The organism is Streptomyces prasinopilosus (assembly GCF_001419695.1).
Lineage (GTDB): Bacteria > Actinomycetota > Actinomycetes > Streptomycetales > Streptomycetaceae > Streptomyces > Streptomyces prasinopilosus.
In genome coordinates this window covers 25,289-45,895 of sequence record NZ_LIRG01000007.1, presented here as the reverse complement: position 1 = coordinate 45,895, position 20,607 = coordinate 25,289, and the positions used below count along the sequence as shown (strand labels likewise).

Here is a 20,607-nt window from a genome sequence, read left to right as displayed (position 1 = left end):
GCGTCGTCGACCTCGAGCACCGCCGACGCGCCCTCGGCACGGAGCCGGACCTGGACCGGCTGGTCCGCGGGGGACCACTTGCCGGCGTTGTCGATGAGGTTGAGCACCGCTCGCTGGAGCGCAGCGAGACGCCCGCTCACCCACACAGAGGTCACGTCGAGCGCGACCTCGACGTCGGGCGTGCGGGAACGTGCCCGGATCGCGGCGGCCGCCACCACGTCGGCGAGGTCGAGCAGCTCGGTGTTCTCGTCGCTGACGTCACCGCGCGCCAGGTCGGTCAGCTCGGCGGATAGGGTGCTCAACTCGGCCACCTGGGCGCCGAGATCGTTGAGCAGCCGGGTCCGGCTCTCCGCCGGCAGTGCGCTGTCCAGGGTGCCGCGCCGATCGAGCCGGATCAGCAGCTCGACGTTGAGGCGCAGGCTGGTGAGCGGGGTCTTGAGCTCGTGGGCGGCGTCCTCGGCGAGCAGCTGCTGGGCCCGCCGGGAGTTCCGGAGCGCGGCGAGCATGTCGTTGATCGACTGGATCAGCCGCCGGATCTCCCCACCGCCCTCGTCCGGGATGTCGGCGTCGAGATCCCGGGTGTGCGCGACACGTACCGCGGCGGCGGTCAGCCGGTCGATCGGTGCCAGCCCGGTCCGCGCCACGGTCCGCCCGACAAGGGCGCCGCCGGCCACGCAGAGCAGCCCGATCAGCAGCATGCCGAACCCGAACTGGTTGATCGGGCTGTCGTCGGTGACCTGGGCCACCTGGACCGCGCCGTCGCCTGCCCGCAGCGTGTAGATGAGGTAGCCGTCCTCGTCGCTGTCGTTGGACTCCATCAGGTCGGCCGACGCGCCCTGCGCCACCCGCTCGGCGTGCTCGCTGACGGGGGGCAGCGCGGGTTGGCCGGCCGGCGTCCGGGTCGAGCCGTCGGGCAGGATGACCCGCACCAGCCGACCGGATCCGGGATACGGCGGTAGCTGGACCTGCGCCAGACCGGCGCGCTGCGCGTTCGTCGCCAGGACGCGGGAATCGGCGCGCAGCTGATTCTTGGCGCTGTCCTGCAGCTCCCAGCCCAGTAGCTCGCTGGCCACCTGGAAGGCCACGAACACGCTGACCGCGATGGCCGTCGCCGCGATCACCGTCAGCCTGGCCCGCAGGGACCGCCGGCGCCACCATCGGGTCAGACGGCGCGGTTCCCGGCCGGCGGGCCTGCTCACGGAGGAGTCTCCCGCAGCACGTAACCCAGGCCGCGCAGCGTGTAGATCAATCGCGGCTCACCCTCGGCCTCCATCTTGCGGCGCAGGTAGCTCACATACACCTGGAGGTTGTTGGCGGTGGCGCTCATGTCGAAGCCCCAGATCGCCTCGAACAGCGCGTCGCGGGTCAGGACCCGGGTCGCGTTGCTCATGAGGACCTGCAGGAGGGAGAACTCGGTCCGGGTCAGGCGCAGCGGCCGCCCGCCCCGCCACGCCTCGAACCTGTCGGGATCGAGCCGGACGTCGGCGAACGACAGGATCTGCGACTCCCCGTCGGTCGGCGTGCGCCGGCGCAGCAGGGCCCGCACCCGGGCCAGCAGCTCCTCGGTGGCGAACGGCTTGGGCAGGTAGTCGTCGGCGCCCGCGTCCAGCCCCGTGACCCGGTCGGAGACCTGGTCACGGGCGGTCAGCATCAGCACCGGCAGATCCTGACCCGCGGCCCGCAACCGCCGGCAGGTCTCCAACCCGCCGAGGCGGGGCATCATCACGTCGAGGATCAGCAGATCCAGCGTGTCGCCGTCGGCCCCGCCGACCCCGTCGAGCACGGCGAAACCGTTGGCGACGGTGCTGGTGTCGTAACCCTCGACCTGGAGCACCCGCTCCAGCGACTCACGGATGGCCGCTTCATCATCCGCGATCATGATCCGCACGCCGGCCCGCCCCCTTCCAGTCGATGTTTTTGCCGCTCATTGTCCCCGATCAACCTGAGGCCAGGATTAGAGCGTCGCTGGGTACCGCGCTCTTACGGACACCTGAGAAATGGAACCTACCGTCGGCTCATGAGCAAGGCAGGTCCAGATGACCGGCATCGCACCCGGCAACCAGACAAGTAGATCCTCCGCGCCGGTCACGGGCGCTCGGCGTCCCCAGGTGGCTCCCGCGCCCAACCCTCATCATCCTGCGGCTGCTGCCATTGCTCCCGGTGCTCCTGGTGACCGTGCTGACGGCCGCTGTGCTCACCGGCGACGACGGCGCCGTGGCCACGCTGAAGCGCTGCGTCGGCTGAGGGCTATGTCCGCCGGGTCTTCTCGCGGCCCTATCCTGCTACGTGATTCGGCTGAGGCGCCGCCGGGCTCGGCCGATGAACAGCTGTGTGTTGCGGCGCCGGGTTTGTAGCAGCTACTGCTCGCGGCGCCGCGTCCGGTGGCACGAGACCCCGGCCTTGCCATGGCAGGCGGCCGGGGTCTTGCGGTGCACTTCGTTGACCAGCCGGTTCAACGAGGGCTGGACGGCTGACGTCACGCTGTACCCTCGACAGGGCGTTGTCACGTTGTTGGGTGACTGTCTGATGGCGCGTCGGGGCGTGGTGGCCGGCGGCCCGGGCTTGTGCTCAGGCCGTGGTGGGCCGGCCGGCGGCGCCGGTGATCTGGTCCCAGATCGCGAAGCGGAGGGCCATCTCGGCCCGGTGGCCGGAGACGGTCATCAGGTGGCGGCGGGGCCGGAAGTGGGGTGAGATGCCGCGGAACGCGGACAGGAACCGCTGGGCTGCGCCGACACTGCGGAAGCCCTTCATCGCGCGTTCGCGCTGCCGGGTGGGCTGGTGGCTGTTCTCTGCCCGGTTGTTCAGGCCTTTGTGGGAGCGGTGCTCCACGGAGGGCATCACCTGGCGGTGGGCGGCGCCGTAGGAGCGGAGCTTGTCAGTGACGATCACCCGCGGCACCGTGCGGGTCGTCTTCAGCAGGCGCCGGAAGAAACGCCGGGCCGCGCCGTGTCCCGGCGGGACTGGACCAGGATGCCGGGCACGGTGCCGTCCTGGTCGACGGCCCGCCACAGGTACTTCTGATCTCCATTGATCTTGATGAAGACCTCGTCCAGGTGCCATCTATCCCCGGGCCGGGGCCGCCTCGGGCGCAGGCCGTCGGCATAGGCCTGCCCGAACTTCGCGCACCAGCGCCGGACCGTCTCGTACGAGACGAGCACACCGCGCTCGAGCATCAACTCCTCCACCTCACGGAACGACAGCGGGAAGCGGAAGTACAGCCACACGCAGTGGGAGATGATCTCCACCGGGTACCGGTGGCCCTTGTACGACGGCGGCGCGGACGACACGAACGACCCCCTCCCCGGCACGACCAACTCCAAGATCATCCCAGGCCGGTCAGCCAACGTGACAACGCCTGACGCACTGCGGGCCGCGTACGCCGACTATCAGCGGGAGCTGACCGGGGAGGTACGCGCGCGTGTGGGCGGTACCTGAGACGGCGGCTTGTCGCTGTTCCGGACAATCGGGATGTTCCGCGGGGGCCGCGAGCCCTGGCCGTCCTTGGGGGTCGGCCAGGTGGCGGCGCCCGCCGAGCCGCTACGCTCGCGTCCTCCGCGCCGCATCGAGCAGCGAGGCCCAGTCGGGCAGCTTGACCACGTTCCGGCCCAGCGAGGCGCCGAGTTCCGCCTCGGCCCGTTCGATCGCCCGCCACCCGGCCCACTCGACCGGCTCGATCCCCTCGGTACGCAGCGCCACCAGCGGATCCCCGGGCACGTCCCGGCGGACCAGCGCGGCCGTGTCCGCCAGCAGGGAGGCCACCGTCTCCTTGGCGCACGGCCGGTTCGTACCGATGACACCCGTCGGGCCCCGCTTGATCCAGCCCGCCACGTACTCGCCCGGCGCCACGGCACCCTCCCGCAGCACCCGCCCGGCCAGATGTGGCACCGTGCCGCCCGAGGCGTCGAACGGCAGACCCTCCAGCGCCACTCCGCGGTACCCCACCGAACGCAGCACCAGTTGCGCCTCGATGTCCTCGTACGCTCCCGTGCCCGTCACGCCACCGTGCCCGTCCGGCACCGTCCGCTCGAAGCGCACCGCGCCCACGCGGCCGTCCCGGGCGAGCAGTTCGACCGGGCGGAGAAAGAAACGCAGCTGGATCCGCCGCCGGGCACTCGGTGCGGGGGTCTCGGCCCAGCCGCGCAGCACCTCCACGTTGCGGCGCTGCGGGGCGGGCAGCCCGGAGGGATCGGCGTAGGCCGGATCCTGCGCCAACTCGGCCCGGTCCACGGCGATCCCGGTGTCCGGCAGGATGCCCAGCTCGCGCAGTTCCTTGGTGGTGAAGCGGGCCTGGGACGGACCGCGCCGGCCCACCATGGCGATGTCCGTCACCCGGCTCACCCCGAGCGCGGTCAGGGCGGCGTGCGGCACATCGGTCGGGCTCAGCTCCGGCACCCCCCGGGCCAGCATCCGTGTGACGTCCACGGCGACGTTCCCCACGCCGATGACCACGGCCGACCTGACCCCGCGCAGGAACCCGTCGTCGGTGGGGGTGCCTCCCTGCCCGGGGAAGTCCGGGTGGGCGCTGTACCAGGACACGAACTCGGTCGCCGACCAGCTCCCCGGCAGGTCCTCACCGGGGATGCCCAGCCGTCGGTCGGTGGCGGCGCCCACGCAGTACACCACCGCGTGGTACAACTCCCGCAGCCGGGCGACCGACACTCCTGAGGGGCCGACCGCCACCCCGCCGAGGAAGCGCACCCGCTCGTGCTCCAAGACCGCGCGGAGGTTGTTCTGCAGCGACTTGATCTTCTCGTGGTCCGGTGCCACGCCGTAGCGGACCAGCCCGTACGGGCACGGCAGTCGGTCCAGGACGTCGACGCGCACCTGGGCATCCTGCTGGACCAGACTCTGTGCGGTGTAGCACCCGCTCGGTCCGGAACCTACGACGGCGACACGCAACACGGCGGAACTCCTCACCCCACGGACCGACAGGAGATCGCTGCTGTCTCCAGCATCGCACCACCGGTGCTCCGCTGACAGGGTGCCGTCCGCCCCGAGGGGTACGTGCCCGCTCGCCTGGAAAGTGACCACACGCTTACGTTGCGTGTGCGCATGAGGCTGCCCTTGCCGAAATCCTCGTCCTGGCAGGTCAGGCGGCATGCTCGTACGCGTGGAGCAGGCCGCCGAGGCGATCGCGTCGTCGTACCTCGAGGCAGGCGATCTGGTCCGGATCGACGATCGGCGGAGGCAACGGGTTCAACGGGCGGGCGTTCGCGATGCCCTGATGGGGTCGGTGCACATTGTAGAAACGCTCGAATTCCCGCAGGGCGTGGAGCAGATGCCGCTGATCCCAGATCAAGGTCCGGTCCAGCAGCTCGCGCCTACAGGTCTGCACCCAGCGTTCCATGACCGCATTCATCCGCGGCGTCCGGACACCGCTGAGCACGACCTCGATCCCCGCATCGGCAAGGACCGCGTCGAACAGGGCGGGGAACTTCCCGTCCCGGTCCCGGATCAGGAACCGCACCCGCAGGCCTGCGTCCTCGAGGTCCATGACGAGATTCTTCGTGGCCTGCGCCATCCACGAGGCCGTCGGGTGCGCGGTCGCGCCCAGGATCCGGATCCGTCGGCCGGCGTGCTCGATCACGGCGAACACGTACAGTCGTGCCCCGGTCAGGGTGACCGTCTCGAAGAAGTCGCAGGCCGGCAGCGCGTCGGCCTGGGAGCGCAGGAAGTCGGCCCACGTGCTGGAGGTCCGCTCGGGCGCCGGGTCGATCCCGGCCTCCCGCAGGATCTCCCAGACCGTGGAGGCGGCGACCTTCACGCCCGGCACCAGCAGCTCGCCGTGGAGGCGCCGGTAGCCCCACGCGGGATTCTCCCGTCCAAGGCGCGGATGGAGCGCACGGTGCGGGGCCGGCCCGGGCGCTTCGGCTTGGACTCGGCGGTGTGGCGGCGGGCGACCAGGTCACGGTGCCAACGCAGCACCGTGTCCGGCCGCATCAGCAGCCTACGCAGCACGTCCCGCGGCAGCCGGTACAGCAGCGCCGCCAGGAAAGCCCGGTCACTCGGGCTGAAGCGCACCTTCTCCTTACCGAGTCGGCGCTCCAGCACCGACAGTTGGTGGCGCAGGGCGAGGATCTCCATGTCCTTGTCCCGATCGCTCATCGGTAGCAGGCGCAGCACGGCGAACGCGTTCGCCATGCCCAAGTAGGCCAGTCGCAGCAGCACGGTCGGTCATCATGCCGCGTTGATCGACAGACGCGCGACGGCACAGACTCGACCGACCGCACTCGACATCCCGCACACCCCGCACACCAGCTCCGACCAGGGCAGATGAGGTTATCGGCAAGCGCCGCGTCTCATAGCCCTCCGGCCGCCGGTGTGGCTTGGCGGCATACGGATTCAGCGGTCCGTCCACATCCACCAACAGCACTGGGCGCACCAGCTCCCCCCCTTGGCTCTGCGCCGCACGGCACCGGCCGCCGACGGGACCGCCCAGCGAAATACTGGCAGGTGCTGATCTCCGCAAGCCTGGGCTCCGGGATGGTGCGACGATCTTGCTGTGACAGCAGTGATCACGGCGTCGGAGCCGTCTTGGACAGCCCCGTTCACCGGGCTGAACCCGCGCGCCTTCCGCAAGCTGATCACGATGCTGCGCCGCAAAGGAGCCGAAGTGCCGCGGCCGGGACGTCCATGGTCGCTGCCGGAGGAAAGCCAGGACGAACCCGTGGGATGTCGCAGAAGAACGCAAACCGCGTGAACACGGCGTTCGCGTCCGTCGCCCGCTCAGGGGCGCCGCCAGTCGTCGTTCGTCAGATGCGACCCGGCCTGCGGGCCCATCCGGAGCATGCCGCCGTCCACGCTCCAGGAGGCGCCGGTGACGTACGAGGCGTCCGGACCGGCGAGGAAGGCGATGACCGCGGCGACCTCGCGGGCGTCGCCGGGCCGCCCGAGCGGGACGCCGGGACGGCTCTCGGCGTGCGGGTCGGTGTCCTCCTGGCCGGTCATCGGTGTGGCGATCTCGCCGGGGGCGACCGCGTTGACGGTGATGCCGTGCTCGCCGAGCTCCAGTGCCATGACCTGAGTGAGCAGCCCGAGGCCGCCCTTGGCCGCGCAGTACGGGGCGGCGCCCACGCGGGGTTGGTGCTCGTGGACGGAGGTCACGTTGACGATGCGGCCACCACCGCCCTGCCGGATCATGTGCCGCGCCGCCTTCTGCCCGCACAGGAACGGGCCCACCAGATCGACGTCCAGAACCTCACGCACGGTGGACAGCGCCAGGTCGAGGAAGGGCGTCATGGTGCCTGTGCCGGCGTTGTTGACCAGCACGTCGATGCGGCCGAGACGGTCGCACAGCTCGTCGACGGTGTCCGCGGCGTCGGGCAGCCGGGTGAGGTCCATCGGGGCCACCTCGGCCCGCCGCCCGTGCGCCCGGACCTCCTCGGCCGTTTCCTCGGCGCCCCGGTGGTCGCGGTGCCAGGTGATGCCGATGTCCATGCCCGCGTGGGCCAGCCGTACGGCGGTGGCCCTGCCGATGCCGGAGTCGGCGCCGGTGATCACGGCGACCTTGCCGGTCGCGGGAGTGGGAGCGGACATGGGAGGCCTCCTCGTGGTCACGGGGCGGAACGAGACATCGCAGTACCCGGGTGCGGGCCGGAGAAACTACCCACCCGTCGTGCGGTCGTGCGCGCCCTGGAGAACGCTGGGGCCAGGACGTGCCCGTGGATCTCGTCGAGGCGCTGGACGGATCGCCTTTCTGCCAGGGAGTTTTTCGAAAGTTCTGGTCACAGCCACTCGTTGATGGCCGCGACCAGCACGGTCGCTTCGTAGCGGACCGCGAGCTTGTCGTATCGCGTGGCAACCGCGCGGTGGCGCTTGAGGCGGTTGATCCCGCACTCGACCAGCGTGGCGTTCCTTGTAATCGTCCTTGTCGAACTTCGGCGGTCGCCCTCCGCGCGAGCCGCGCTTCTTGCGGTTGGCAATCCGGTCCTTCTTTTCCGGGATCGTGCAGCGGATACCACGTCGACGCAGGTAGGCGCGGTTCGCGCGGGAGCCGTAAGCCTTGTCGGCGCGGACCTTGCCCGGACGGGTGCGCGGCCTTCCCGGCCCGATCCGGGGAACCTGGATACGGCCCAGGACGACCTGGAACTGAGGGGAGTCGCCGCGCTGCCCGGCCGTGATCACCAGCGACATCGGCTTCTGGCCCTGCTCGACCGACAGGTGGATATTCGTGCTCAGCCCGCCCGGGAGCGTCCGAGACCGTGGTCCGCGGACTCGGTGAACGCTCCGCCGGGCGGCTCGACCTGCAGATCCCCCTTTTGCGGGCGCCGGTCGCGTGCTGGTGTGCGCGGGCGATCGTGGAGTCCACCGGGATGTCCCAGGTGATCAGGCCCTTCGCGTCCGCCCCGGCCTGCAACTGCTCGGAGATTCGGTGCCACGTGCCATCGCGCTGCCAGCGGCGAAAGAGCCTGTACACCGTCTCCCACGGCCCATATCGCTGGGGCAGGTCGCGCCACGGTATGCCCGTCCGCGTGCGGAACCGTATCCCGCCGATCAGCTGCCGCTTGCCGTGAACCGGCGGCCGACCAGGCTTGACGCCTACCGGCAGCAACGGTTCCAGCACCTTCCGCTGAACGTCCGACAGATCTCCCCGAGCCACAATAGATGATCATGACACGGCCTTGATCCACTTTCGGTTCAGAGCACGGTCTCACCACGACTCCGGATTTCGTCCGCCTGAACCCGTGCCGCGGCTGCCTCCGCCCTGGCCCTGACCCGGTCCTCCTCGAAGCGGAGCACGCGAGCCAAAGCGTCCAGGGATGCAGCGATCCTCTCCCGCCATTCAGCAAACTCGACGGGCTCTGCGCCAGTCGGCCGCTCCGACTTCACAGCACGGAGGTGACGCAGGGCGACCTTGAGCACGGGGTCAACCACGAGAGCTTCTTCCCATCGGCACGCGGTTGACCCCATCCTGCACCACTTCCAAAACACGGCCTAACGAGCTCGTGCACGGTAGGCAGGAAGGTGTCGAGGATGTCGGCGGGGCTTGATGTTCACATCTGCCGTGCCGATGTCAGGTCCGCGGTCTGCTGGTGAGACAGCAGTCCGGCGACGGCCTGGACGGTGTCGTTCATGTGCTCGCGGCGGCCGAGGTGGCGGGCCAGGACCCGCCAGTTCTTCAGGTGGGCGGTGCCGTGTTCGACCCGGATGCGGCGTGAGGAGTGGGCTTTGCGCTGTCGTTCGTGAATCTCCTCGTACCAGTCCGGGGCGTTCTTTTTGAACTTGCGGTGTGGTGGTGTGATCACCCGTCCGCCGGTCTGGGCGCCCAGGCCCTGGTAGCCGGCGTCGGCGAGGATCTCCACCGCGGGTCCGTCGGCCAGGAGCTTGACCAGCCCTGACTGGCGAGCGTGGGTGATGTCCGCGCAGCTTGCGGGACGAGCTGGGCTGCACCACAGCACGCGGCCGTCCCCGTCTGTGACGACCTTCGCACCCGCGCCCACGGCCCGCTTCCGCGGCCGGGACGCAAGCCTGGCCTGGTGACGCTCCTGCCACAACGGACCAAGCTCAGCAGTCACGCCGGCCGACAGGCCCGTGATCCTCCGATTACCGATGATCACCGCACGCGTCGAGTTCCCCACCACCTGACCATGATCAACCATTCAGGCTCGACGTCTCACCGCCTACCGTGCACGAGCTCGTTAGTCAGCAACTCCCGCACAGCGGGGGAACCTCAGTCCGGTGCGGAAGGGATTCGATGACCGCCGGTGAGAGCGGACACGGGAGGCGCGGAGCGGGGGTCGGTCCCCGCTCCGCGCCGGTCGATCAGCCCGGTTCGGTCAGGTCACCGTCCATTTCTGGGACGCGCGGCCGTTGCACTGGGAGATGATCAGCTGGGTTCCGTCCGCCGCGCTGCCGCCGGCCGTGTCCAGGCAGGTGCCGCGGTTGCGGATGGTGCCGTCCGACCGCACGGACCAGTCCTGGTTGGTGCCGCCGTGGCAGTCCCACAGTTGGACCTTGGTCCCGTTGGCCGTTCCCCAGGCGTCCACGTCGAGGCACTTGCCCATCGAACGCAGGGTGGCGCCCGTGGTCTGCCACCTCTGGTTGTCACCGCTGTTGCAGCCCCACAGCTGCACCTTGGCCCCGTTCGTCGCGCCCCAGCCGTCCACGTCGACGCACTTGCCGCCGATGCCGGCGATCTGCTTCGGGGCGGAGGGGCCGCCCTGGCCGACGCCGTTCCCGACGAAGGTCATCGAGTCGATGTCGTACGAGTTGTCCGAGGTCGTCTTGAAGACCAGGTACAGCTCGGTCGTTCCGTCGGGCTTGGTGACGTCGACCGCCGGTGTGCTCTGGTAGGTATCCCAGCCGCCGGTGCTCGGGACCGGTACCGAGGCGATCAGCGCGCCGGTCGGCGAGTCGTCGCGCAGTTCGACCGTTCCGCCGCCCGAGGGTGAGGAGAGCCGCAGCGAGACCTTGTCGATGCCGGTGAAGTTGACCGGGGAGTAGGAGACCCAGTCGTTGTTGCTGACGTCACCGAGCCGGCCACCGGACTCGGCGCCGCCCTGGGAGACGACCCGGATCCCGGACTGCCGGGTGTAGAACTCGGCCTGCTTGTGCTTGGGCTGGAGCACCGCCTTGGCGCTGCCGGTCAGGACGGGCGCTCCGGAGGCCCCCTTGTCCGTGTAGCTGGAGGAGGCGACGTAGGACACGTTCAGGTCGGCGTGGCCGGTGTCGGTCTCCGGGACGATGGTGCCCGAGCACCCGGTGATCGCGTCGGTGTCGTGCGCGTGCTCGTCGTGTCCGAGTGAGGGGACGGTTCTGACCTTGGTGCAGTCGATCGTGCCGTCCTCCGGGTCGGTGACGTCCACCGTGTACGGGAGGCGGTCGCCCCAGTCGTACATGCCGCCGTTCGGCAGGGAGAGCTTGACGGTCGGCGCCGTGTTGCCGGAGGTCACGGTGAGGTTGGCGGTGCCGGTGCGGCCGCCGGTGTCGGTGACGGTGAGCTGGGCGGTGAACTGTCCCTTCGCCGTGTAGGTGTGCGTGGGGGACGCCTGGTCGGAGGTCGCGCCGTCGCCGAAGTCCCAGTGGTGGGAGATCGTGCCGCCCTCCGGGTCGCGTGAGCCCTCGCTGGAGAACTTCACGGTCAGCGGCGAGGGTCCGGACGTCGGGGTCGCGGTGGCCTTGGCGAGGGGACGTCGGTCACCCGAGCTGTAGTCGATGCGGTAGAGGCCGGAGTCCGGGTTGTCCCGGCCGAAGCCGCTTCCCCATTCCAGCAGGTACATCGCTCCGTCGGGGCCGAACTTCATGTCCATCGGGGACTTGAAGCTCAGGTTCGGCAGGAAGTCGTTGATCTTGAGTAGCTTCCCGTCGTCGTCCAGCCGGAATTCGTGCAGGTTGTTGCGGGACCACTCGCCGAAGAACGGCGTCTTGTCGAAGTAGGCCGGGAACTTCGTCTCCGACGGGTTGTCGGGGTCGTAGTGGTAGACGGGGAAGGCGGCGGGCGCCTCACCGCCGGTGCCCATCTCCGGGAACTTCCCGCCGTTGGCGCCGTTGCCGTACCAGACGTCCGCCTTCTTGGCCGCCGGGAGGTCGGTGAGGCCGGTGTTGTTGGGCGAGTTGTTGACCGGGGCCTCACAGTTGAAGTCGGGGCCGGACCGGCCGGTGGCGTAGTCGTAGTCCCGGTAGGGGATGTTGTCGCCGACGCAGTACGGCCAGCCGTAGAAGCCGGGCTGCTCGATGATGTTCCACTCGACGATCGCCGCCGGGCCCCGGGCGGTGTTGTCGGAGCCGGCGTCCGGCCCGTAGTCGGCGGCGTACAGGGTGCCGTCGGCCGGGTCGACGGAGAACCGGAAGGGGTTGCGGAAGCCCATGGCGTAGATCTCGGGCTTGGTCTTCGCCGTGCCCGGCGCGAACATGTTGCCGGACGGGACGGTGTAGGTGCCGTTGTCCTCCGGGTGGATGCGCAGGATCTTGCCGCGCAGGTCGTTGGTGTTGGCCGAGGTGCGCTGGACGTCGTTGTCGGCGTGTCCCGTGCGCTCGTCGATCGGGGCGTATCCGTCGGAGCGGAACGGTTCGGTGTCGTCGCCGGTGCCTATGTAGAGGTTGCCGTTCGGCCCGAAGGTGATGTAGCCGCCGGTGTGCCCGGGTTCCGGGGACTGGCGTGAGGAGGGGACCTTCATGACGACTTTCTCGCTGGCCTTGTCGAGGGTGTCGCCGTTGACGGTGAACCGCGACACGCGTGCGATGTCCTCGTTGCCGCCGGCCGGCGAGTACATCAGGTAGATCCAGTGGTTGGTGGCGAAGTCCGGGTCCAGTGCGAGGCCGGTCAGTCCGTCCTCGCCGCCGGTGTAGACGTCGAGAGTGGCGGCGGTGAGCACATCGCCGGTGCCGGGCTTGTGGACCTTCACCCTGCCGCCGTACTCGGCGTAGAACACCCGGCCGTCGTCGGCGATGTCCAGGGCCGCCGGGCCCACGGTGTTCTCGTCCAGCGGGACCTTCTCGTAGGCGGCCCAGGTCGTCGGGCCGCAGTCCGCCTTGACCTTGCCGCCCGCGGCCTCGACGCCGCCCACGACGTGGTTGCGGAAGTTCGGGTCCGAGTAGCTGGCCGCGTCGTGGCCCATGGCGGTGGCCCACACGCTGCCGCCCTCGGCGTCGCGGCACCAGGAGATCGGGTGGTCGGGGCCCATGGCCTCGCTGCCCGGGTTGTACGTGGTCTCGTCGGCGGTGACCAGTACGTGCACGTCACCGCGCGGGTTCGGGTCGAAGTTGTACCACTCCTCCGTGCGTTCCCAGCGGTCGGGAAGGTGCGCGGTGGAGGGGTGGACCCGGTCGGCGACCTTGGCGGTGCCCTTGAGGCTGCCGGGTGAGTGGGCGGGCATGTGGGCGCCGCCGTTGACCAGTTGGTCCCACCAGGGGAAGTCGTTCTCGATGCCCATGTCGAGCGTGTTGTGGACGGCCGCGATGCCGCCGCCGTTGCGCACGTACTTCTGCACGGCCTGGCGCTGGGCGTCGGTCTGCCAGACCATGCCGGAGGTCTGGACCATGGCGACCACGTCGTACTCGGCGAGGTCGGCGTCGTTGAAGACCGCCGCGTTCTCGCTCTTGGTCAGCTCCCATCCGCGCTCGGCGGCGACCTGGTCGAACATCGTGATGGCGGCCGGGATGGAGTCGTGCCGGTAGGCGCCTGGCGCGGTCTTGGTGAACAACAGGACGTGGAAGCCCTCCGGATGGGCGGTGGCCGGCGCGGCCAGGCCTGCCACGAGGAGGGCCGAGCTGACTAAGCTCAGCACCCATCTCGCCGTTCTTGATCTCATGTGCGGCTCCTGCGGTCGTGGGATCGGATACGGGGACCCTGCGGACTTCGCGGTGCGTGGAACACGAGCGCCGGACCGGCGTGTCAGGCCGGCGGCGGGCTGGGGAAGGTGGGGCGGGCTGGGCGGTGTTCGGCCTCGCGGAGGAAGGCGAGGCCCCGGGTGGCGAGGGCGTCCTGGCTCGGGGCGAGCGGCCGCCAGATGGAGGCGGCGACCGCGATGGTCGCGTTGTGGGCGGTGAACGACTCGATGCACAGCGGCCCTTGGTGGCCCTCGTCGTCCAGGGCGTCGAGGAAGCCCGGCCAGTCCAGGTGGTCGTCGCCCGGGGCGCCCCGGTCGTTGGCGCACACCTGGACGTGGAAGAGGCGGCCCGTGGCCCGGCGTACGGCGTCGGGCAGTGAGCGCTCCTCGATGTTCTGGTGGTACGTGTCGAGGGCGACGCCGATGGTGCGGGCGGGCAGCTCCTCCATCGCCGTCACCGTCTGGGCGACGGTGTTGAACAGGCTCGTCTCGTACCGGTTGAGCGGCTCGACGGCGATCCGGACGCCCGCCTCGGCGGCGTGTGCGACGACCGGTGCGATGTTCTCCCGCCACTGCTCGTACGCCGCCGTCCGCTCCACCTCGTCCATCCGCCAGGTGCGGCCGACCGCGGCGTAGACGGGTCCGGCCACGACGGGGGCGCCGATCAGCGCGGCCGCATCGACGCAGTGCCGCAGGTAGTCCTGGGTGCGGCGGACCGTGGCGGGCTCGGCGTGTACGAGGTCGCGTCCGGGCGGCATCACCGCCATCACCGCGGCGGGTGGGAGGCCCTGGTCGTCCAGGATCTTGGCGGCGGTGGCGGGTTGCCAGTCGCCGGGCTGCTCCAACGGGAGTTCGGCGCAGTCGAAGCCCCACCCGGCCAGCCGCGGCAGCACCTCGGCCAGCACCTTCTCGGTGATCGGTGAGTGCCAGATCCAGGGGTTGGCGCCGATCGGGCGCCGTACGACGGGTTTCACTTGCCGCCCCAGTCGTCGGGGTAGCCGGGCAGTTTCTCGCAGCCGCAGGCGCCGTAGTGCAGGGGTGGCATGCCGTCCTTGTAGTAGGAGTCGAAGTTCTCCTTGGTCACGACCGGCTGCGGCAGGGTCCACTGCTTCGGGACCTCCTGACCGTCCAGGATGCGCAGCGCGGCGATCACGGGTGTACGCCACTGGAAGGTGGGGTACGTCGGTGCGACGGCGGTCAGGTCCTTGTCCTTCCATGCTTGGAGGAAGTCCTGCTGGTCCTCGCCGGTGATCGGGGGGACGTCCTTGCCGGCGTCCTCGAATGCCTCGAGGGCGGCGACGGCGGTGGCACCGGAGTCCATCCACACCCCGTCGATCGTGCCGTGCCGGGCGATGGCGTCGGAGAGGATCGACTTGGTCTTCGAGGGGTCGCCGTCAGTGAACTTCACCTCGGCCACTTCGAGTCCGGCCTTGTCGAACGCCTTCTTCGCGGCGGCCCAGCGGGTCTCCAGGACGTCCACACCGGGCGAGATGCGCAGTGCGACGATCTTGCCGCCCTTGGCCACCTCGTCGACGAGGAAGTCGGCCGCCGCGGCGCCGTAGGCGTAGCCGCCGATGGGGCTGATGAAGGTGACCCCGCAGTCGGTCTGCACGCCCCGGTCGAAGACGATCACCGGGAGCTTGCCGCACGCCTCCTGCACCGCGGGGGTGAGGGTGGCGGTGGTGTTGGGCGAGACGATCAGCGCGTCGCAGTCCTGGCCTGACAGCTCCTGGATGTCGGAGATCTGCTTGTCGTCCTTGCCCTGCGCGTCCAGGACGGTGAAGTCGGTGATCTCGTCGTGCAGTTCCACCTCCGCCTTCATGCTCTTCAGCCCCACCTGCCGCCAGGGGTTGAAGACGCCCGCGTTGGAGAAGCAGAGGTGGACGTCCTTGGCGCCGCCCTTCTTGGCGTACTTCGACGTGTCGGTCATCTCCGGGTTCAGCATCTGCTCCCACGGCTTGTCCGCGGGGCCTTGAGGTGTCGTCCCGGCGAGCGCGAGCTGGCGCTCGTATGCGGCCGGGTCGAAGAACTTCGACTCCTCGCCGCTGTTCTGGGACTGCTTTGAGGTGGTGGCGCCGCCCGCCGGTTCGTCCTCGGGCAGGTCGGAGGAGCAGGAGGACAGCAGTGCCGCGGCCAACAGCGCGGCGAGGGGGGCGGCCAGGCGGGCGTGGCCGCCGGGGCGTCCGGTACGAAGTGCGCGGCTCATGAGGAGGTGCCTCCGGAGGGTTGTGAACGGTGACGGCGCGGGCGGTTCAGTCCCGGACGCCCGGTGGCTCCGAGCCCGACGGCCGCGATGACGATGACGCCCTGGACGGTGGATTCCAGCGCGCCGGAGATGCCCTGGAGGTTGAGCAGTGTGAACAGCGCCTGGAGGGAGAAGGCCCCGACCATGGCGGCCACGACGGACCCGCGCCCGCCGCCGAGGAGGACCCCGCCGAGCACGACGGCGGTGATGGCCTCGAACTCCAGGCCGCGGCCGGCCTGGGCGGAGACGCCGGAGAAGCCCGCGACGAGTACCGCCGCCAGCGCGGCGGCCGCACCCGAGAGCACGAAGGCGAGGGTGCGGACGCGGGGGACGCGTACGCCCGCGAGGTTCGCTGCGCGTTCACTGTCCCCGGTGGCGAGGAGCGTGCGGCCGAAGTCGGAGCGCATCAGCCATACCGCGGCCGCGCCGACCACGACGCAGGCGGGCACGGCCCAGGGCAGCCAGCCGCCCGCGGTGCCGCGGCCGAACTCCCGGAAGCTCTGGGGCAGTACGCCCTGTGGGGAGCCGCCGGTCCAGTAGAAGACGGCGCCCTCGAGGATCAGCATCATGCCGAGGGTGGTGATGAACGACGGCACCCGCAGCCTGGTGGTGATGAGCCCGTTGGCCAGTCCCACCACCGCCCCGGCGACCAGCAGTCCGGCGGTGACGAGCAGCCAGTGGGCGTCCGGGTAGGAGCCGTAGAACTCGGCCCCGGCCACCACTCCGGCGGTCACCACGGCGCCGACGGAGAGGTCGAAGCCGCCGGAGACGATGACGAGGTACTGGCCTGCGGCGAGGATCACCAGCGGGGCGGCGCGTTTGACGAAGGCGAGGAAGCTGTCGGGCTCGTAGAAGCCGGGGTCGGTGATCGCCAGGGCGGCGAGCAGGACGACGAGGAGCGCGTAGACGGGGGCGCCGGTGCCCAGGCGCCGGACCGCCCGGACTGCGGTGTTCGGGATGGGGGACTCGGTGGTGGTCGTGGTGGTGGTCATGCGGACTGCTCCTGCCCCGGGAGGCCCGGCGCCCCGCCCGGTTTCACCCGTCCCCGGCCGGCGCGTCGCGGCCGTCCGGCGGCCCGGTCCGAGCGGGGCCGGGCGTAGAGGGCGACGGCGGCGATGATGACGACGCCGCGGACGACGTTCTTGAAGAACGGGTCGACGGAGAGCTGGTTGAAGATGCTGTCCAGCACGGAGAGGACCAGGACGCCCCCGAGGGTGCCCGTCACTCCCCCGCGTCCGCCGGCGAGGGCCGTACCGCCGAGCACGACGGCGGCGATGGACTCCAGGTCGTAGCGGGCGTCCGTGCCCGCCCAGGGGGCGCCCGCGCCGAGCCGGGCGGCGAGGAACAGGGCGGCGGCGCCGACGCACAGCGAACACAGCACGTGCGCGAGGACGACAGTGCGTCCGGTGCGCACGCCGGACAGCCGGGCGGCGTGCTCGTCGCCGCCGGTGGCGTACATGTGGTGGCCGACGCGGGTGCGCCGGGTGATCAGCCAGGCGACGACGGCGACCGCGAGCAGCAGAAGCACGGAGACCGGCACGAAGCCGATGCGGTCGTAGCCCAGACGCCGGAAGGAAGCGGGCACGTGGCCGGCGGGGCCGGTGTAGGTGTCCTCGATGTAGCCGCGCAGGATGAACGCCATGCCGAGCGTCGCGATGAACGCGTTGACCTTCAGTCCGGTGACGATCAGCCCGTTCGCGAGGCCGACGGCGGCGGACAGCGCGAGGACCGCCAGGACCGCGGTGAGGACGCTGCCGCTCTCCATCATCTCCGCTGCGACCAGGGTGCCGAGGCTGACGAGATACGCGACGGAGAGATCGAGGGACCCGGTGAGGATCACCACCGACTGGCCGACCGCGACCAGGCCCAGGGCGACCGAGTTCTGGAGGATGCCCGTGACGGTGGACCGCGTCATGAACTCGCCGCCGTCCATGACCACGACGATCCAGCCGACGAGGGTGACCGCGAGGGCGGCCAGCCACACGGCGACCACCGGGTCGCCGAGGCGGACGCGGCCCAGGGCGTGCGGTCTGTGGGTCGCGACCGGTGCCGCGGATCCGCTGGGGACGGCCGTCATGCGGCGCTCCCCTCGTAGGGGCCGGCGGTGTCGCCGGTCGCCAGCCGCATGACGTCCTCCTCGGCCGCGCCCGCGGGCAGTTCGCCCACCAACGCTCCGTCGGCCATCACCAGGATCCGGTCGCTCATCCCGATCAGCTCGGGCAGTTCGGAGGAGACGATGAGCACCGCGAGGCCCTCCCGGGCGAGTTCGCGCACGAGCGTGTGGATCGCGGACTTCGCGCCGACGTCCACACCACGGGTCGGTTCGTCGAACAGCAGCACCCGGGGGCGGGCGGCGAGCCACTTGGCGATGACCACCTTCTGCTGGTTGCCCCCGGAGAGGTAGCGCACCTCCTGGCCCTGGCCGCGGGAGCGCAGCGCGACCCGCTCCAGCAGTCCGCCGACCTCCCGTGTTCCGACCCCGGACACGGCCCGGGTGACGAGCAGGGCGTTGTCCCGCACGGACTGACGCAGCGCCAAGCCCTCGGCCTTGCGGTCCTCGGTGACCAGCGCGATGCCGCCGCGGATCGCCTGCCGCGGGCTGCCGGGCAGCAGGGTCCGGCCGGTGACGGTCATCCGGCCGTGGGTGAAGGGCGCGGCGCCGAACAGGGCCCGCACGAGCGAGGTGCGGCCCGAGCCCTGAAGGCCGGCGACCCCGGTGATTTCGCCGGCACGCAGGGTCAGCCCGATGCCGGTGAGGCGCTCGTTGCCGGCGTCGGTGACGGTCAGGAGCGGCTCGCCGATCTCCCCGGGCTCGGCGCGGGGTGGGTAGTAGGAGCGCAGTTCACGGCCGACCATGGCCCGCACCACCTCGTCGGGGGTGGTCTCGGCGGTGGTGAGGGCGGCGACCTTGCGCCCGTCCTTCAGCACGGTGATGCGCCGGGAGAGGTCGAAGACCTCACGCAGGCGGTGGCTGATGTAGAGGATCCCGATGCCGCGGGCGGCGAGCCGCCGGACCAGCGCATAGAGCAGCTCCACCTCGTGGTCGGCGAGGGGTGCGGTCGGCTCGTCCATGACAAGAACTCGGACGTCGGAGGCCGCCAGCGCCTTGACGATCTCCACGGTCTGCTGCCGGGCTACCGACAGCTCCCTGACCTGCATGCGAGGGTCGATCCCGGTCTCGTCCAGCTCGGCGAGCAGCTCGGCGGTACGCCGCTCCATCGCCCGCCGGTCGACCAGTCCCCGGCGCACCGGCTCGCGGCCGAGGAAGACGTTCTCCGCGACGGTGCGGTGCGGGAGGAGGGCGAACTCCTGGTGGATGAGGGCGATTCCGGCGGCCTGTGCCTGTACGGGGTGGGAGAAGGCGCGGGGGGTGCCGTCGAGGGTGATGGTGCCCTCGTCCGGGGTGTACTCCCCGGCAAGGACCTTCATCAGCGTGGACTTGCCCGCGCCGTTCTCCCCGACCAGGGCGTGGACCTCGCCCGGTTCCAGGTCGAGCGACACCCCGTGTAACACACGCGCCCCGAGAAAGCTCTTCGAGACACTGCTCATCGTCAGCATGCCCGGCAGAATTGCGACCTGACTTTCCCCTGTCAATACATAAAGCACGGATCACTGAGAAGCAATAGTCCCCGCATTTTGATCGTTCACCGAACAAAGTATGGCCCATAGGCAAGGTGATCTTTATCGTTGCTTCTGTGAGCTCCCATTTCTCCTCGCCGTCCCTGACATCGGACCCCAGCCCAGGACCGAGTTCGCCCCCGGGCCAGACCCCCGGCGAGGTGCTGGCACTGATCAGTTCGGGCGTCGCCGTCACGCGCGCCGAGATCGCCCGGCACACCGGGCTCGCCCGTTCCACCGTCTCCCACCGCGTCGACGCCCTGATCGCCCATGGTTTCGTCGACGAGGACACCGAGGCGCCCTCGACCGGCGGCCGTCCGCCGCGCCGGCTCTCCCTGCGGACCCACGGACATGCCATCGCCGGTGTCGACATCGGGGCTTCGCACTGCCGGGTCGGCTTGCTGGACGTCAAGGGCACCCTGCTCGCGGTCCGCGAGGACCCGCTGACCATCGCGGACGGGCCCGAGGCCGTCCTCGGACACGTCGAGCGGACCCTGCCCAGGCTGCTCAAAGTAGCCGACGGGACGGCCCCGCGGACGCTGCGGGCCATCGGCGTCGGTGTGCCCGGCCCGGTGGAGTTCTCCACCGGACGCCCGGTGGATCCGCCGATCATGCCGGGCTGGCACCACTACCCCGTTCCCGAGTTCTTCGGCGAGCGCTTCGGCGTCAGGGCACTGGTGGACAACGACGTGAACGTCATGGCACTGGCCGAGCAGCGCCGGGCATTCTCCGACGCGCTGCACCTGCTGTACCTGAAAGTCGGCACGGGCATCGGTTGCGGCATCGTCGCCGACGGCCACATCCACCGAGGCGCCCAGGGTTCGGCCGGGGACATCGGGCACATCCGTGTCGGCGAGCGCGACGAGCCCTGCCACTGCGGCAACTCCGGCTGTCTGGAGGCCGTCGCAGCAGGTGCCGCAATGGCGGCCCGGCTGCGGGATGTGGGGCTGGAGGCCATCGGGAGCCTCGACGTCGTCCGACTGGTCAGGGAAGGAAACCGCGAAGCCGTCCGCACAGTCCGCGAGGCCGGTCGCGCGATCGGCGAGGTGCTGTCCGGACTGGTGAACTTCTTCAACCCGGAGACGGTCGTCGTCGGCGGCGCCCTCTCCGCCGTACACGACCAACTGCTCGCCGGCGTCCGCGAGGCGGTCTACGGCCGCTCCAACCCACTGGCGACCAACGTCCTGCGGATCGAGCCGAGCCGGATCGGCGAGAACGCGGGCGCGATCGGCGCCGGCATCCTGGCGATCGAGCACGCGCTGTCCCCCGCCCAGGTCGACCGCGCCCTCGCGACGGACGCGACGGCGGTGTGAGCGCGACGGACGCTCAGCGGGGGGCGCGAACCCGACGACCAGCCGTGTTCCAAGCTCCCCGACCGCCGACCTGGCAGCATCCCTCACACGTCCGCCCCCGGAGGCAACCCCGGCGTGACCAGCGCGTCGCCCCGCCGGTCCGCGGCGGGACCGGTCCGTCGTC

12 protein-coding genes and 4 pseudogenes are annotated in these 20,607 nt (G+C 70.5%); 2 read left to right on the top strand and 14 right to left on the bottom strand.

What is annotated here, in order from left to right; all coding sequences use genetic code 11:
• The 5 genes and pseudogenes from AOK18_RS00540 to AOK18_RS30160 all read right to left on the bottom strand — a co-directional run.
• A partial coding sequence (locus AOK18_RS00540; protein WP_055692941.1) for a sensor histidine kinase occupies positions 1-1,199 on the bottom strand: 1,199 nt, incomplete at its 3' end.
• The gene (locus tag AOK18_RS00535; RefSeq protein WP_055692940.1) at positions 1,196-1,888 is read right to left on the bottom strand and encodes a response regulator transcription factor; all 693 of its coding nucleotides are present in this window, start codon (positions 1,886-1,888) and stop codon (positions 1,196-1,198) included. The genes AOK18_RS00535 and AOK18_RS00540, both read right to left, overlap by 4 nt.
• Positions 1,889-2,568: 680 nt before the next feature.
• Positions 2,569-3,326, bottom strand: a pseudogene (locus AOK18_RS00530) (IS6 family transposase).
• Between the two features lie 211 nt (positions 3,327-3,537).
• Positions 3,538-4,902 carry an FAD-dependent oxidoreductase gene (locus AOK18_RS00525; RefSeq protein ID WP_055692939.1) on the bottom strand — a complete coding sequence of 455 codons (1,365 nt, stop codon included), beginning with the start codon at positions 4,900-4,902 and terminating at the stop codon, positions 3,538-3,540.
• Between the two features lie 187 nt (positions 4,903-5,089).
• A pseudogene (locus tag AOK18_RS30160) lies at positions 5,090-6,168 on the bottom strand (integrase core domain-containing protein).
• 334 nt (positions 6,169-6,502) lie between these two features.
• On the opposite strand from AOK18_RS30160, the pseudogene AOK18_RS30155 reads away from it, so the two are divergent.
• Positions 6,503-6,658: pseudogene (locus AOK18_RS30155) on the top strand (IS5/IS1182 family transposase); the annotation flags it as partial.
• 68 nt (positions 6,659-6,726) lie between these two features.
• Here the strand turns inward: AOK18_RS30155 and AOK18_RS00510 are convergent.
• The 9 genes and pseudogenes from AOK18_RS00510 to AOK18_RS00470 form a co-directional block, all read right to left on the bottom strand.
• Positions 6,727-7,536 (bottom strand): SDR family oxidoreductase, encoded by an 810-nt coding sequence (locus AOK18_RS00510; RefSeq protein ID WP_055692936.1) that lies wholly within the window; start codon positions 7,534-7,536, stop codon positions 6,727-6,729.
• A 188-nt stretch (positions 7,537-7,724) separates the two neighbouring features.
• A pseudogene (locus tag AOK18_RS30150) lies at positions 7,725-8,602 on the bottom strand (IS5 family transposase).
• Between the two features lie 391 nt (positions 8,603-8,993).
• Positions 8,994-9,599 (bottom strand): transposase family protein, encoded by a 606-nt coding sequence (locus AOK18_RS00500; protein WP_055692935.1) that lies wholly within the window; start codon positions 9,597-9,599, stop codon positions 8,994-8,996.
• A gap of 177 nt (positions 9,600-9,776) precedes the next feature.
• On the bottom strand, positions 9,777-13,250 hold the full coding sequence (locus tag AOK18_RS00495; protein ID WP_055692934.1) for a ThuA domain-containing protein: 3,474 nt from the start codon (positions 13,248-13,250) through the stop codon (positions 9,777-9,779).
• Between the two features lie 83 nt (positions 13,251-13,333).
• On the bottom strand, positions 13,334-14,242 hold the full coding sequence (locus AOK18_RS00490) for a sugar phosphate isomerase/epimerase family protein (RefSeq protein WP_055692933.1): 909 nt from the start codon (positions 14,240-14,242) through the stop codon (positions 13,334-13,336).
• Entirely contained in the window at positions 14,239-15,474 is a 1,236-nt protein-coding gene (locus AOK18_RS00485; RefSeq protein WP_055692932.1) for a substrate-binding domain-containing protein, read from the bottom strand. Before AOK18_RS00485 ends, AOK18_RS00490 begins: the two co-directional genes overlap by 4 nt.
• On the bottom strand, positions 15,471-16,505 hold the full coding sequence (locus AOK18_RS00480) for an ABC transporter permease (RefSeq protein WP_055692931.1): 1,035 nt from the start codon (positions 16,503-16,505) through the stop codon (positions 15,471-15,473). The genes AOK18_RS00485 and AOK18_RS00480 overlap by 4 nt, the downstream gene beginning before the upstream one ends.
• Complete coding sequence (locus AOK18_RS00475; RefSeq protein ID WP_079039972.1) at positions 16,502-17,590, bottom strand: ABC transporter permease; 1,089 nt, start codon at positions 17,588-17,590, stop codon at positions 16,502-16,504. The genes AOK18_RS00480 and AOK18_RS00475 overlap by 4 nt, the downstream gene beginning before the upstream one ends.
• A complete protein-coding gene (locus AOK18_RS00470) occupies positions 17,587-19,071 on the bottom strand; it encodes a sugar ABC transporter ATP-binding protein (RefSeq protein WP_055692930.1) in 1,485 nt (494 codons plus the stop codon). Before AOK18_RS00470 ends, AOK18_RS00475 begins: the two co-directional genes overlap by 4 nt.
• A gap of 221 nt (positions 19,072-19,292) precedes the next feature.
• Between AOK18_RS00470 and AOK18_RS00465 the strand changes: the two genes are divergently transcribed.
• Positions 19,293-20,444 (top strand): ROK family transcriptional regulator, encoded by a 1,152-nt coding sequence (locus AOK18_RS00465; protein ID WP_240502997.1) that lies wholly within the window; start codon positions 19,293-19,295, stop codon positions 20,442-20,444.
• Positions 20,445-20,607 lie beyond the last annotated feature (163 nt).

Bases quoted from the DNA above. Each gene is read 5' to 3' on its own strand.
- AOK18_RS00470 (WP_055692930.1), bottom strand. From the start codon at position 19,071: ATGCTGACGATGAGCAGTGTCTCGAAGAGCTTTCTCGGGGCGCGTGTG.
- AOK18_RS00495 (WP_055692934.1), bottom strand. From the start codon at position 13,250: ATGAGATCAAGAACGGCGAGATGGGTGCTGAGCTTAGTCAGCTCGGCC.
- AOK18_RS00500 (WP_055692935.1), bottom strand. From the start codon at position 9,599: ATGGTTGATCATGGTCAGGTGGTGGGGAACTCGACGCGTGCGGTGATC.
- AOK18_RS00485 (WP_055692932.1), bottom strand. From the start codon at position 15,474: ATGAGCCGCGCACTTCGTACCGGACGCCCCGGCGGCCACGCCCGCCTG.
- AOK18_RS00480 (WP_055692931.1), bottom strand. From the start codon at position 16,505: ATGACCACCACCACGACCACCACCGAGTCCCCCATCCCGAACACCGCA.
- AOK18_RS00510 (WP_055692936.1), bottom strand. From the start codon at position 7,536: ATGTCCGCTCCCACTCCCGCGACCGGCAAGGTCGCCGTGATCACCGGC.
- AOK18_RS00475 (WP_079039972.1), bottom strand. From the start codon at position 17,590: ATGACGGCCGTCCCCAGCGGATCCGCGGCACCGGTCGCGACCCACAGA.